Annotated in this window: 11 protein-coding genes; 2 read left to right on the forward strand and 9 right to left on the reverse strand. The window is 72.9% G+C overall.

The window, feature by feature from the left end; genetic code table 11:
* Nucleotides 1-31 precede the first annotated feature (31 nt).
* Nucleotides 32-1,252, forward strand: a complete 1,221-nt coding sequence (locus PJ985_RS15060) for an MFS transporter (RefSeq protein WP_271684270.1) — start codon at nt 32-34, stop codon at nt 1,250-1,252.
* Here the strand turns inward: PJ985_RS15060 and PJ985_RS15065 are convergent.
* The 9 genes from PJ985_RS15065 to fmt form a co-directional block, all read right to left on the reverse strand.
* Nucleotides 1,202-2,362: a MalY/PatB family protein gene (locus PJ985_RS15065; protein WP_271684271.1), complete on the reverse strand. Its 1,161-nt coding sequence runs from the start codon at nt 2,360-2,362 to the stop codon at nt 1,202-1,204. The genes PJ985_RS15060 and PJ985_RS15065 overlap by 51 nt on opposite strands.
* Nucleotides 2,363-2,507: 145 nt before the next feature.
* Nucleotides 2,508-4,226, reverse strand: coding sequence for a flavin monoamine oxidase family protein (locus tag PJ985_RS15070; protein ID WP_271684272.1), 1,719 nt, complete (start codon nt 4,224-4,226; stop codon nt 2,508-2,510).
* Between the two features lie 58 nt (nt 4,227-4,284).
* Nucleotides 4,285-5,085 (reverse strand): carbon-nitrogen hydrolase family protein, encoded by an 801-nt coding sequence (locus PJ985_RS15075; RefSeq protein ID WP_271684273.1) that lies wholly within the window; start codon nt 5,083-5,085, stop codon nt 4,285-4,287.
* Between the two features lie 189 nt (nt 5,086-5,274).
* Entirely contained in the window at nt 5,275-5,730 is a 456-nt protein-coding gene (locus PJ985_RS15080) for an Lrp/AsnC family transcriptional regulator (RefSeq protein ID WP_271684274.1), read from the reverse strand.
* Between the two features lie 51 nt (nt 5,731-5,781).
* Nucleotides 5,782-7,218, reverse strand: coding sequence for a GuaB1 family IMP dehydrogenase-related protein (locus tag PJ985_RS15085; RefSeq protein WP_271684275.1), 1,437 nt, complete (start codon nt 7,216-7,218; stop codon nt 5,782-5,784).
* A gap of 197 nt (nt 7,219-7,415) precedes the next feature.
* Nucleotides 7,416-8,408 carry a sugar-binding transcriptional regulator gene (locus PJ985_RS15090; RefSeq protein ID WP_271684276.1) on the reverse strand — a complete coding sequence of 331 codons (993 nt, stop codon included), beginning with the start codon at nt 8,406-8,408 and terminating at the stop codon, nt 7,416-7,418.
* A gap of 159 nt (nt 8,409-8,567) precedes the next feature.
* The gene (gene rpe, locus PJ985_RS15095; RefSeq protein ID WP_271684277.1) at nt 8,568-9,242 is read right to left on the reverse strand and encodes a ribulose-phosphate 3-epimerase; all 675 of its coding nucleotides are present in this window, start codon (nt 9,240-9,242) and stop codon (nt 8,568-8,570) included.
* Between the two features lie 53 nt (nt 9,243-9,295).
* On the reverse strand, nt 9,296-10,699 hold the full coding sequence (locus tag PJ985_RS15100; protein WP_271684278.1) for an RsmB/NOP family class I SAM-dependent RNA methyltransferase: 1,404 nt from the start codon (nt 10,697-10,699) through the stop codon (nt 9,296-9,298).
* Between the two features lie 59 nt (nt 10,700-10,758).
* Nucleotides 10,759-11,691 (reverse strand): methionyl-tRNA formyltransferase, encoded by a 933-nt coding sequence (gene fmt, locus PJ985_RS15105; RefSeq protein ID WP_271684279.1) that lies wholly within the window; start codon nt 11,689-11,691, stop codon nt 10,759-10,761.
* A 271-nt stretch (nt 11,692-11,962) separates the two neighbouring features.
* Here fmt and PJ985_RS15110 point away from each other — a divergent pair, with 271 nt between their 5' ends.
* Nucleotides 11,963-12,439 (forward strand): hypothetical protein, encoded by a 477-nt coding sequence (locus tag PJ985_RS15110; RefSeq protein ID WP_271684280.1) that lies wholly within the window; start codon nt 11,963-11,965, stop codon nt 12,437-12,439.
* Nucleotides 12,440-12,463 lie beyond the last annotated feature (24 nt).

Raw genomic sequence — 12,463 nt, forward strand, 5'->3', positions numbered from 1 at the left:
AACAGGCAGGCTTCCTGATAGTTTACCGCTCATGCCTTCCGCCTCCCTCCGGACCGCCCGCCGCTCAGCCGGGGCAGTCTTCGCCGTGCACGGAGCCGTGACCGGCAGCTTCGCCACGCGCATTCCCTGGCTGCAGGAGCACCTGGAGCTGAGTACGGGCCAGCTGGGGGTCGCGCTGGCGTTCCCCGCCCTCGGCGCCTCGCTCGCGATGCCGCTGGCGAGCCGGGTCCTCCACCGGTACGGCGCCCTGGCCGCGGTGCGACGCCTGCTGGTCCTGTGGTGCCTGGCGCTCGCCCTGCCCGCGCTCGCCCCGGGGCTGGTCACGCTGTGCGCGGCACTCGCCGTCTTCGGCGCGACCGCCGGCATGTGCGACGTGGCGATGAACGCCCAGGGTGTGGAGGTGGAGCTCGGTTACGGACGGTCGATCATGTCCGGGCTGCACGGACTGTGGAGCGTCGGTGCGCTACTGGGATCGGCGGCCGGCGTCCTGGTGGTCCACCTCGGGCTCGACGCACGGATCCACCTCACGGCGGCTGCTCTGGTGCTGGCCGTCCTTGCTCCCCCGGCCGGCCGCGGTCTGCTGGACATCCGCCCGGCCCCGGGCGAAGCTGCACCCCCGCGCTTCGCGCTGCCACCGCGCTCCGCCTTGCTGATCGGCGCGGTGGGGATGTGCGCGGTGCTCGCCGAGGGCGCGAGCATGGACTGGTCCGGGGTCTATCTGCGGAGCATCACCGGGGCCTCGGAGACGGTGGCCGCGGCCAGTTACACCGCGTTCGCCTGCACCATGGCGACGGCCAGGCTGGCCGGTGACGCGGTGGTACGGCGCCTCGGCCCGGTCCGGACCGTTCGCCTCAGCGGGGCGCTGGCCACCCTCGGCGGTCTGCTCGCGGTGACCGCCTCCACCCCGGCCGCCGGCGTCGCGGGGTTCGCGCTGATCGGGATGGGCATCGCGGTGGTCGTGCCGCTGGCGTTCGCAGCGGCCGGGAACAGCGGTCCGCGGCCGAGTCAGGCGATCGCCGGAGTCGCCACCATCACGTACACCACCGGGCTCCTGGCACCGACACTGATCGGTCTGATCGGAGAGCTGAGCTCGTTGCGGGTGTCCTTCGCGGTGGTGACGGCCGCGACGGCGCTGCTGATGCTCTCCGCCGGTGTGCTGGCCCGGGGCAGCCGGAGCACGGTGGCGGCTGCCGGACCGGAGTCAGACGGCGGCGGCCATCCGGCGCACGGCCTCGGTGAGGAGGGCCGGTGAGGTGGCCAGGTTCAGCCGGGCATGCCCGGCGCCGCCGGTGCCGAAGTCCGTTCCCGCGGTGAGGGCGACCCGGCCCCGCTCCAGGAAGACCGCGGCCGGGTCGGGACCGAGCCCCAGCTCCCGGCAGTCGAGCCAGCCGAGATAGGTGCCCTCCGGCTGTCGGTACCGGACCTGTGGCAACTGCTCGGCCAGCAGGCTCGCCAGCAGCCCGCGGTTCTCGTCCAGTCCGGCCAGCAGGCCGTCCAGCCACGCGCCGCCCTCGGCGAACGCGGCGCTGTGCGCCATTACGCCCAGGTGGCTCGGACCGTGCCCGACCTCCTCCGGGAGGCGGGCCAGATCCTCCGCCGCTTCCGTGCCCGCGACCGCGACGGCTGCCTTCAGTCCGGCAAGATTCCATGCCTTGGACGCCGAGAGCAGGGCGAACCCCTGCTGGGCACCGGGCAGCGAGAGATACGGGACGTGCTCCGCCGGCGGAGGGACCAGCGGTGCGTGGATCTCATCGGCGATGACCCGCACTCCGTACGCGTCCGCCAGCCCGGCGAGGGCGGCCAGCTCCGCGGCGGTGTGCACGGTCCCGGTGGGGTTGTGCGGGCTGCACAGCAGGTACGCGGCGCTGCGGCCGCCCGCGACGGCACCTCGGAAGGCGTCCTCGAGGACGGCCGGGTCGAGCCGTCCGGCGCCGTCCAGCGGGGCCTCGACGACGGTGCGTCCGAGGTTCCGGGCGAACCAGTACACGGGCGGGTAGAGCGGCGGGCTGACCACCACCGCGTCGCCGGGCCGGGTGACGAGCTTCAGCAACTCGACCATGCCCTGCATGACATCGGCGACGAGCGCGGTGCGCGCCGGCTCCACCTCCCAGTTCCAGCGCTTGGCCGAGAAGCCGCCCAGCGCTTCGGCGTAGCCGGTGCCCGCCGCGTAGCCGGTGTCCCCGAGCGCTATCGCCTCGGTCAGCACCCGGCTGACGGGCTCCGCGAGCGGGACATCCATCTCCGCCACCCACACCGGCAGCACGTCCTCGGGGTAGGCCCGCCATTTCGCGCTGGTGCGCCTGCGGAGTTCCGCCGGGGTGAGCCGGGTCAGGGGGTTGCCGGGCGGCGCTTCGGGGTTCACGGTGGCTGCCTCCGGTGCCGGCGGGTCACGGACCGGGGCCCGGGGCCCCGACCCCCATGGTGACCGGTCGGGACCCGTCCGGCCAGCCCCGCGCGAAGTTTCCGGAGGCGTCCGCCCGGCCCCCTCACTCCCCCGCCGGGCGGGCTCAGTCCTCCGGCAGCTCGACGGGGGCCAGTTCGTCGAAGAGGTCACCCGGGCCGGGGTTCGCCGGGTCGGTGGCGCCGCCGAGGTGATGCATCACGCCCCAGACCGCGTTCAGGGCGGTCTGCACGGCACCCTCCGCCCAGCCGGCGGTCCAGGAGATGTCGTCCCCGGCGAGGAACAGACCCCGCCGGTCCTCGGGCAGCCCGTCCTGCATGAAGTGGGTGAACAGCCTGCGCTGGTAACGGTAGTGGCCGGGCAGGTTGGCCTTGAACGCTCCCATGAAGCAGGGCTCGTTCTCCCAGGAAACGGTGACCGGGTTGCCGATGATGTGCTTGCGGATGTCGACACCCGGATAGATCTCGCGCAGCGACTTGAGCATGACCTCGAGTCGTTCGTTCGCGTCCAGCGGCAGCCACTTCAGGCTGTCGTCGCACCAGGTGTACGACAGGCAGATGACGGCCGGCCGGCCGGGGCCGTTGTCCAGCAGATAGGTGCCGCGGGTCATCCGGTCGGTGAGCGTCATGCTCATCACGTCCCGGCCGGTCGGCTCGCCCCTGGCGTCGACGGCCTGATCGAGCCAGAAGGGGCGGTCCACCGGGACGAAGAGCTTGGAGGACTCCATGTAGTGGGTGCGCTCCACGGCGGTCCAGTGATCGATGGGCAGCAGCTCGTCGGAGCAGTCGATCTTGGACAGCAGCATCCAGGACTGCGCGGTGAAGACCGCGGCCCGGTAGGTGCGGACATCCCCGGCCGCGTCGGTGACGGTGACGCGGTTGCCGGCGGTGCGGTGCAGCCGGGTGACGGCCGGACGGTGCGCCCCACCGTGCAGCGAGCGCAGCGAGGTGCCCGGCGGCCAGTGCACGGTCTTGTCCGGCTCGCGCTCCCACAGCCGCTGCGGAAGCTGCTGACTGCCGCCGACGATGCCGCGGTGGTCGTCGTCCGCGCCGGTGTACACCACCCGCAGGATCTCCAGGATGGAATTGGGGAAGTCGGTGTCCCAGCCGCCGGTGCCGAAGCCGACCTGGCCGAAGATCTCCCGGTGGCGGAAGGACCGGAAGGACGGGGCGTCGCAGAGGAAGCCGTAAAATGTCTGGTTGTCGAGCTTGTCGACGAGACCTGCCCAGATTTCGCGGATCCGCGGCACGTCCCGCTCCCGGATCGCCCGCTGCATGTCGGAGAAACCGGCCCCCTCCTCCAGACAGCTGTTCCACGCCTCCATCACCCGGTGGTAGACCTCGGGAAGGTCGTCCAGGGTGCGGGCGTAGTGGCTGACCCCCTTGAGATCGACCACCGTCGAGGGCGTGCCGGGGGCGAGCGGATTGGGGAACGGCCGGGTCTCCAGCCCCACCAGACCGATGTAGTGGTTCAGCGCGGTGGAGCACGGCGGGAACCGCATGGCCCCCATCTCGGCGGTGAGGTCCGGGTCGCAGCCCTCGAAGGTCTCCGTCCGCAGCCGACCGCCGATCCGGTCGGCCTCGTAGAGCACCGGCTTCAGGCCCATCTTCATCAGCTCGTAGGCGGTGACGATCCCGGACAGTCCGCCTCCGATGACGGCGACCTCGGTGCCGAGCTCGGTGGCCGGCAGCTGCCCGAGTCCCGCGGGATGCGCCAGGTAGTCGTCGTAGGCGTACGGGAAGTCCGGACCGAACATGGTGAGCGGCGGCCGGGCGTGGGCGTCGGCCTGCTCGTCGTGGACGGCGGTGGGCACGGTGGACGTCATGGCGTACTTCTCCTGCGGGTTGTGCGGGGCGGTACCAGCGGGCGGGGTGCGGCAGGCTTCAGGCGAGCGGCCCGTAGAGGCCGGGCCGCCGGTCACGCAGATGGGGGTTGGCCGCCCGGGAGGACAGCAGCAGGGCGGGATCCACTTCCGCCAGCAGGAGCTCCTCGCCGGCTCCCGCCCGGGCGCGCACCGTGCCGTCCGGACCGGCCAGACAGCTGAGTCCGGCGAAGTCGAAGTCACCCTCCGGCCCGCAGCGGTTGACGTAGGCGAGGTGCAGCTGGTTCTCCCAGGCGCGGGCGGGCAGCAGGGTGTGCGCGACGAACTCGTAGGGCCGCATCAGGGCAGTGGGTACCAGCAGCAGCTCGGTGCCGGCCAGCGCGTGCGCCCGCACGGTCTCGGGGAACTCCACGTCGTAGCAGATCAGCAGCCCCACCCGGAGACCGTCGAACTCCGCCTGCACGACGAGCTCGTCACCCGGGGTGAAGTACGTGGTCTCGAACGTGCCGTACAGGTGGGTCTTGCGGTAGCCGGCAAGCCGGCTACCGTCCGGGCCGATGAGCTGAACGGAGTTGTGCACCCCGCACCCGCTGCGTTCCGGGTAGCCGTAGACGATGCCGACCCGGTGCGCGGCGGCGATGCGTGCCACCGCCCCGGCCGCAGGACCATCAGCGGTCTCAGCAAGCTCGGGGACGGCGGCACCGATGGCGTACCCGGTGAGCGACAGCTCGGGCGTGACCAGCAGCCGGGCCCCGCCGGCGGCGGCCCGGCGGGCGGCGCGATCGAGCGCGGCCAGGCTCTGAGCGGGGGTCGCGGGAACCCCGGCAGGGCCTTGGAACAGCGCAATGCGCAGCGGCGTCATGAAACCTCGCGGGCCGGATGTGCGGATGTCAGGGGCCCTTCGACGGTACGGGCCGGTCCGCCCGCGCAACAAGCCGCCTTCCTTGCGCTCCGACCGGGTATCCGTTGCGTCTTTGCCCGTCCCGACGGCGATTCGTTGCGCAGGCCTTCTGGCCGGCGCTCTTCCACCGGCCCGGAGTCCGCGGAGCCGTCAGGCGGACGGGCCGGTGGCGAAGCGTCGCAGCAGGGGGGAGAGCACCAGTACCGAGCGGGTGCGTTCCACGAAAGGCTCGTTCGCGATCCGCTCCAGGACCTGTTCGAAGTGCCGCATGTCGGAGGCGAAGACCTGGACGACGGCGTCCGCGTCCCCGGTCACGGTCGACGCGGACGCCACTTCCGGGTAGCCGGACAGGGCGCGGCGGATATCCCGCGGAGAGGTGTTCGAACGGCAGTACATCTCGATGAAGCCCTCGGTCTCCCAGCCGAGCGCGGTGGGGTCCACCCGCACGGTGAACCCGGTGATGGCCTTCTGCTCCCGCAGCCGGTCGACGCGGCGCTTGACGGCGGGCGCGGAAAGGCCCACCTCGGCGCCGATGTCGGCGTAGGACCGCCGGGCGTCCTCGGCAAGGGCGCGCACGATGCGTTCGTCCAGGTCGTTCAGTCGCACCACCGCAGTAGAACACGTGGGGGCCGGCGGGACGCGGGCCGGTTCCCCTTCCTACCAGCTGGCGTGCAGCGGCTTGCCCTCCGCGTAGCCGGAGGCGCTCTGCACCCCGATGACGGCCCGCTCGGTGAACTCCTCGAGGCCGGCCGCACCGGCGTAGGTGCAGGCCGAACGGACGCCGGCGATGATGGTGTCGATCAGGTCCTCCACGCCCGGGCGGGCCGGGTCGAGGAACATCCTGGAGGTGGAGATGCCCTCCTCGAAGAGTCCCTTGCGGGCCCGGTCGTAGGCCGACTCCTCGCTGGTGCGGTTGCGGACCGCCCGGGCCGACGCCATGCCGAAGCTCTCCTTGTACAGCCGTCCGTCCGCGGCCTGCTGCAGGTCCCCGGGCGACTCGTGGGTCCCCGCGAACCAGGAGCCGATCATCACATTGGACGCCCCGGCGGCCAGTGCCATGGCGACGTCACGCGGATGCCGGACCCCACCATCCGCCCAGACGTGTTTGCCGTACCGCTTCGCCTCGGCGGCGCACTCGAGTACGGCGGAGAACTGCGGGCGGCCGACGCCGGTCATCATGCGGGTCGTGCACATGGCGCCCGGGCCGACGCCCACCTTGACGATGTCGGCACCGGCCCCGATGAGGTCCCTGACCCCTTCGGCGGCGACGACGTTTCCCGCGGCCACCGGTACCTGCGGGTCGAGGCGGCGCACCTCCCGCAGTGCCGAGAGCATGGACTCCTGGTGGCCGTGCGCGGTATCCACGACGAGCACGTCGGCCCCGGCCTCCAGCAGGCCGGCCGCCCGGCCGGCGACATCACCGTTGACACCGACGGCCGCGGCGACCCGCAGCCGGCCCGCACCGTCGGTCGCGGGAGTGTAGAGCGTGGCGCGCAGGGCGTTCTTCCGGTTGAGAATGCCGACCAGGCGGCCCTCGGCGTCGACCGCCGGAGCGGTCCTCCGGTGGGCGGAGTCCAGGCGGTTGAAGGCCTCCCGGGGATCAACTCCTGCGTCGATCAGCAGCAGGTCCCTGCTCATGACCTCGCTGAGCTGCGTGAAACGGTCCACGCCCGTCAGGTCGGACTCGGTCACGACACCCACCGGGCGGCCGCCGGAGACCACCACCCCGGCCCCGTGCGCGCGCTTGGGGAGCAGGGACAGCGCGTCCGCCACGGTCTGCGAGGGTGCCAGGACGATCGGAGTGTCGAGCACGGGATGCCGCCGCTTCACCCAGCCGATGACCTCGGCCACCACGTCCAGCGGGATGTCCTGGGGAATGACGGCGAGGCCGCCCCGGCGGGCGACGGTCTCGGCCATCCGGCGCCCCGCCACGGCCGTCATGTTCGCGACCACGAGGGGAATAGTGGTCCCCGTCCCGTCAGGGGTGGTCAGGTCCACACTCTGCCGGGAGCCGACCGCGGACCGGCGGGGCACCATGAAGACGTCGTCGTACGTCAGGTCGTACGGGGGCTTGGCGTCGTGAAGAAATTTCATGCCGGCTCACTCACCTGCGGTTGTTTGGGTCTGGCGGGTGGGGAGTCAGCACGGGCCGTTGCGCAGGTACGGCGCGGTACCCACGCGCACGGGCTGCGGCTCCTCCCGCATTATCGCCGATCGGGGCTCCGAGGGCGAACGGCTGTTCTGTCGCAGGGGCGGGCGCGGCCGGCGGCCCGACACCCGCGCGAGCGCCCTCAGGCCGGGGTGCGGTCGGGGTCCACCCGCTCCAGCGCGGGACGGTGTCCCGGTGCCGCGGCCAGCAGTTGGTCGGCTGCCGCGGTGTCCGTCACCAAACTCGTCACCAGGCCCGAACGCAGCACCGCGGCGATGGCATCGGCCTTGCGCCGGCCGCCTGCGATGGCGACGACCTCGGGGATCCGGCGCAGCCGCTCTGCCTCGACCGTGATGCAGCGCTCCCCCAGGTCCCGGCCGATCCGGCGGCCGTCGGCGTCGAAGAGGTGGGCCGACATTTCGGCCGACACCCCGAGGGATGCGTAGTGCGCCCGCTCCTGAGGAGTCAGCATGTCGTGCACGGTGGAGATGCCGGGCTCCCAGGAGCCGATGGACACCGCGGCGATGGTCACCTTGTCGAAGTACTTGAAGGCCCCGGCGATGCCCGTCTGACCGCGCAGCGCCGCCGCTGTCTGGGGATCGGGCAGCAGCATCGGCGCGTAGATCGGGTGAGCCTCTCCACCTGCGACGGCCGCTGCCCGGCGGACCGCCTCCACTGAGCCGCGCTCCGCGGTGCCGGCGTCGTACACACCGGTGAGCTGGACGACGGTGCACGGCGGGAGCTCCCGCAGAGCCGCTGCCATGTGGATGGTGGAACGGCCCCAGGCCAGCCCCAGTACATCGCCCTCGGAAACCAGCTCGCCCAGCAGGTCCGCGGCGATCTCACCAAGGTTCTCCGGATCGGAAGTGAGGTCGGAGGAATCGGCCGGAGCCTCGGCCACCACCACGTGGCGCAGCCCGTAGCGGGCCCGAAGGGCGTCGGAGCGGTCGGCGTCCAGTTCGGCGGGCACCCTGATCTCGATCCGCACCAGATCGTGCTCGACGGCGGACTCGAGCACCCTGGCCACCTTGAACCGGCTGACCCCGAACTCGTCCGCGATCTGGATCTTCGACTTCCCCTCCAGGTAGAAGCGGCGGGCCATGGCCGCGGCCTGCATCAGCTCCGCCGGGCCCATTCGAGTGGCTGACCTTCCGGTCGACACCACGCTCACCTCACTGTTCTCCCGCTTGTGTCCCGGTCGTTCTCCGCGTGCTCATCCTCGCAGATTCGGCGCGCGGGGGAAGCCGGTCCGGGGAGCCGCCGACCGGCTCCGCGGCGGCGGGCTGGAAACGGGTCACCGGGTGGCCCGACGCGCCGCCGCCTCGTCGGCCTGGTGACGCAGGGCCCGCACGGCCGCTGCCGGGTCATCGGTCCCGTACACGGCCGAGCCGGCGACGAAGACATCGGCCCCGGCCTCGGCGCAGCGCTCGATGGTCTCGGCGGACACCCCACCGTCGACCTGCAGCCACAGATCCAGACCGTGGCGGTCGATGAGCTGCCTCGCCCGGCGGATCTTGGGGAGGGTGAGGTCCAGGAACGCCTGCCCGCCGAAGCCGGGCTCCACGGTCATGACCAGCAGCATGTCCAGCTCGGGTAGCAGGTCCTCATAGGGCTCGACGGGAGTGGCCGGCTTGAGCGCGAGGGAGGCGCGGGCGCCCTTGGCCCGGATCTCGCGGGCCAGCCGCACGGGCGCCGCGGCGGCCTCGGCGTGGAAGGTCACGGAGCCGGCGCCCGCCTCGACGTAGGCGGGCGCCCAGCGGTCCGGATCCTCGATCATCAGGTGGCAGTCCAGAGGGGTGTCCGTGGCCTTCGCCAGCGCTTCCACCACCGGGACACCGAGGGTCAGGTTGGGCACGAAGTGGTTGTCCATGACGTCGACGTGCAGCCAGTCGGCGCCCTTCACGGCCTCGGCCTCCTCGGCGAGCCGGGCGAAGTCGGCGGACAGCATGCTGGGATTGATCTGTGCCATGGTCTCAGTATTCAGTATCATCCACACGGCCGGGACGCCCGGGTCACGCGCCCTCAGCCGGTCCGCCGCAACAGCGCGAGGTACATCGCGTCGGTGCCGTGCCGGTGCGGCCACAGCTGGATGTCCGGGCCGTCGCCGAGTCCGGGGACACCGGGCAGCAGCGGCCGGGCATCAACCCACTCGGTGGGCACCTCCCGGCGGATGTCGTCCACGACGGCACGGGTCTCGGCCAGGTGCGGGGAGCAGGTGGCGTACCCGACCACTCCGCCGGGCCGCACCGCGGCGAGTGCCTCGCGGAGCAGGCCGCGCTGCAGGGGCGCGAAGCGTGCCAGGTCCTCGGGCCGGCGCCGCCAGCGGGCCTCCGGACGGCGGCGCAGCGCCCCGAGCCCGGTGCACGGCACATCCACGAGAACGCGGTCGAAGGTCCCCGGACGCCAGGCCGGGCGGGTGCCATCGGCCGTGACCACCTGGTACGGCCCCGGATTGCCCTCCAGCGCACGGGCGACCAGCCGGGCACGGTGCGGCTGTTTCTCGGCGGCGACCAGCACGGCCCCGCGGGCAGCGGCCAGCCCGCCGAGCAGCGCGGCCTTGCCACCGGGTCCGGCACAGCCGTCGAGCCAGCGGGTGTCGCGTCCGGTCAGGGGGACGTCGGCGAGGGCGAGGGCGACCAGCTGGCTGCCCTCGTCCTGGACTCCCGCCCGCCCGTCCCGCACCGCTTCCAGGGCTCCGGGGTCACCGCCCTCCGCCAGCCGCACCGCATAGGGGGACCAGCGGCCGGGCTCCGCGTCCGCGGTCAGGAGCTCGGCTGCGGTGGCCCGCCCCGGACGCGCGGCCAGGGTGACCTCGGGGCGCTCGTTGTCGGCCTCGAGCAGGTCCTCCATCTCCGACCGGCCGCCGCCCAGGGCGTCCCAGAGTGCGGAGACCACCCAGCGGGGATGGGCGTGCACGATGCCCAGGTGGGCCTCGGCGTCGTCCTCGTAGGGTGGGGCGACCCGCTCCAGCCAGCCGTCCAGGTCATGGGCGGCGACCTTGCGCAGCACCGCGTTGACGAACTTCGCCCGGCCGTCGCCGAGAACGGCGCGGGCCAGTTCGACACTGGCGCTGACCGCCGCGTGCGCCGGGATGCGCGTGCCGAGCAACTGGTGCGCGCCGAGCGAGAGCACGTCCAGCACGGGCGGGTCCACCTCACGCAGCGGCCGGTCGACACACCTGGCGATGACCGCGTCGTAGGTGCCCTGCCGGCGCAGCGTCCCGTAGACGAGCTCGGTCGCCAGGGCGGCGTCGCGGTCGTCGAAACCACCTGCCGCGCGGGCCTTGCGGAGCAGGGGCGGGAGCACCAGGTTGGCGTAGGCGTCGCGGTCGTCGACGGCACGCAGGGCCTCGTACGCGAGGACTCGTACGGGATCCTTGCGGGGACGGCGATAGGGCTGGGCGGGACGGCGCGGCCGGTTGCTCACGAGAGGTGGTGCTCCGATGAAGGTGAGGGCGGGCCTGCGCGGATGCGGCGCAGGCGGGTTCAGGTGCCGAGGCGGCTTCCGGGGGTGACGCGGGCACCGCGGGCCCAGTCCGCGGCGGACATCGGCTTGCGGCCCTGGGGCTGCACCCATTGCAGCTCGACGGCGTGCGATCCGGTCCCCACATGCAGACTGTGCTTGCCGGGGCTGAGCTCTCCGGGCATCAGGTCGGTGCGCTCCGGTGCCGGGGCCACCTGCCGGAGTTTGAGCCGTTCCCCCCCGTACAGGGTCCAGGCACCGGGCGCGGGAGAGCAGCCGCGTACCACCCGGTCGACATGCTGGGCCGGCGCTGTCCAGTCCACCCGTGCGTCCTCGACGCCGATCTTGGGGGCTCTGGAGACGCCCTCGGCGGGCTGCGGGACCGGCGTCAGGCTGCCGTCCTCGATGCCGTCCATGGTGGCGGTGAGCAGCCCTGCGCCCGCGAAGGCGAGCCGGGTGAGCAGGTCGCCGCTGGTGTCCCGGGGCCGGATCTCCTCGGTGAGGACGCCGTAGACCGGGCCGCTGTCGAGCCCTTCCTCGATGCGGAAGGTGGTGGCCCCGGTGAGGTCGTCGCCGGCCAGCACGGCGTGCTGGACCGGTGCGGCCCCGCGCCAGGCGGGCAGCAGCGAAAAGTGCAGGTTGATCCAGCCGAGCGGCGGGATGTCCAGCGCCGCCCTCGGCAGCAGCGCCCCGTAGGCGACCACGGGGCAGCAGTCCGGGGCGATCTGGCGGAGCCGGTCGAGGAAGTCCCCGTCCCCCGGCCGGGCGGGCTTGAGCACCTCGAGTCCGGCCTCCTCGGCGCGCTGGGCGACCGGGCAGGACACCAGGCGCCGCCCGCGGCCGGACGGGGCGTCCGGGCGGGTGACGACTGCCGCGACCTCGTGGCGGCCCGAGGTCAGCAGGGCGTCCAGAGCCGGGATGGCCACCTCGGGGGTGCCTGCGAAGACAAGCCTCATCGTGTGGGGGTCACCTCTTGTGTGGGACGTGCGGAATCGGTCGGCGGCCGGGACCCGGTGCGGCTGCGGCCCCGGTGAGCGGTGGCGCCACAGTCTACGTCCGCAGCCGGCCCGGTTCTTCGGGAGTGCGGGGCCCCGGGGCGCTCCGCCGGTGAGTTGTCACGCCCCGGAAGCGTGACCCCTGCTTGGGTGACGCGTTGGACCTGTCGGATTGACCGCCAGGGACCGCTTGCGGTCCGCACCTTCACGCCGGTTCGAGAGGCTAGTTCTGATGGCCGACCACGCCACCCCTGACGCTCAGGCACGGGCCAGCCTGCATCTGCTGGTGCGGGACATCGAGCGGGTCCGCCGGCAGGCGGACGCGCTGCGGACGCTGACCGCCCAGCTGGGCAATGTGTACCGCCCACGACAGACCGGCCCCTCCGCCGGGTTCGTCGTCTACGGGCGAGCGCCGGCGCCGACCGTGCGGCTGGCCCAGGAGCTCCGGGACAGCGTGGAGACCCTGGTGACGGCGGCCGTGGAGTTCGACCGCTCGCTGGGCTTCTCGTGGGACGCCGTCGGCTCGGCGCTGGGTGTCACCAAGCAGGCGGTGCACCGCCGCTACGGCTCGCGCCGGACGTCGGGACGGTCGTCGCTTCCTGCGGACCGGCAGCAGGGGTCTGTTGCAGCGCCGACGGCGCCGCTGGTGCCCGGGGCGCGCTCCGCTCCCGGCCGTCCTGGCCCGTTTCCTTCCCCGCACGGCGGCTGACCGGGAGACGGGTCGGCCCGGGAA

The sequence above is a fragment of the Streptomyces sp. ACA25 genome (assembly GCF_028200735.1).
GTDB lineage: Bacteria > Actinomycetota > Actinomycetes > Streptomycetales > Streptomycetaceae > Streptomyces.

What these genes read in the sequence shown, in the direction of transcription:
- PJ985_RS15060 (WP_271684270.1), top strand. Translation starts at nt 32, where the DNA reads ATGCCTTCCGCCTCCCTCCGGACCGCCCGCCGCTCAGCCGGGGCAGTC.
- PJ985_RS15070 (WP_271684272.1), bottom strand. Translation starts at nt 4,226, where the DNA reads ATGACGTCCACCGTGCCCACCGCCGTCCACGACGAGCAGGCCGACGCC.
- PJ985_RS15075 (WP_271684273.1), bottom strand. Translation starts at nt 5,085, where the DNA reads ATGACGCCGCTGCGCATTGCGCTGTTCCAAGGCCCTGCCGGGGTTCCC.
- PJ985_RS15085 (WP_271684275.1), bottom strand. Translation starts at nt 7,218, where the DNA reads ATGAAATTTCTTCACGACGCCAAGCCCCCGTACGACCTGACGTACGAC.
- PJ985_RS15090 (WP_271684276.1), bottom strand. Translation starts at nt 8,408, where the DNA reads ATGGGCCCGGCGGAGCTGATGCAGGCCGCGGCCATGGCCCGCCGCTTC.
- rpe (WP_271684277.1), bottom strand. Translation starts at nt 9,242, where the DNA reads ATGGCACAGATCAATCCCAGCATGCTGTCCGCCGACTTCGCCCGGCTC.
- fmt (WP_271684279.1), bottom strand. Translation starts at nt 11,691, where the DNA reads ATGAGGCTTGTCTTCGCAGGCACCCCCGAGGTGGCCATCCCGGCTCTG.
- PJ985_RS15110 (WP_271684280.1), top strand. Translation starts at nt 11,963, where the DNA reads ATGGCCGACCACGCCACCCCTGACGCTCAGGCACGGGCCAGCCTGCAT.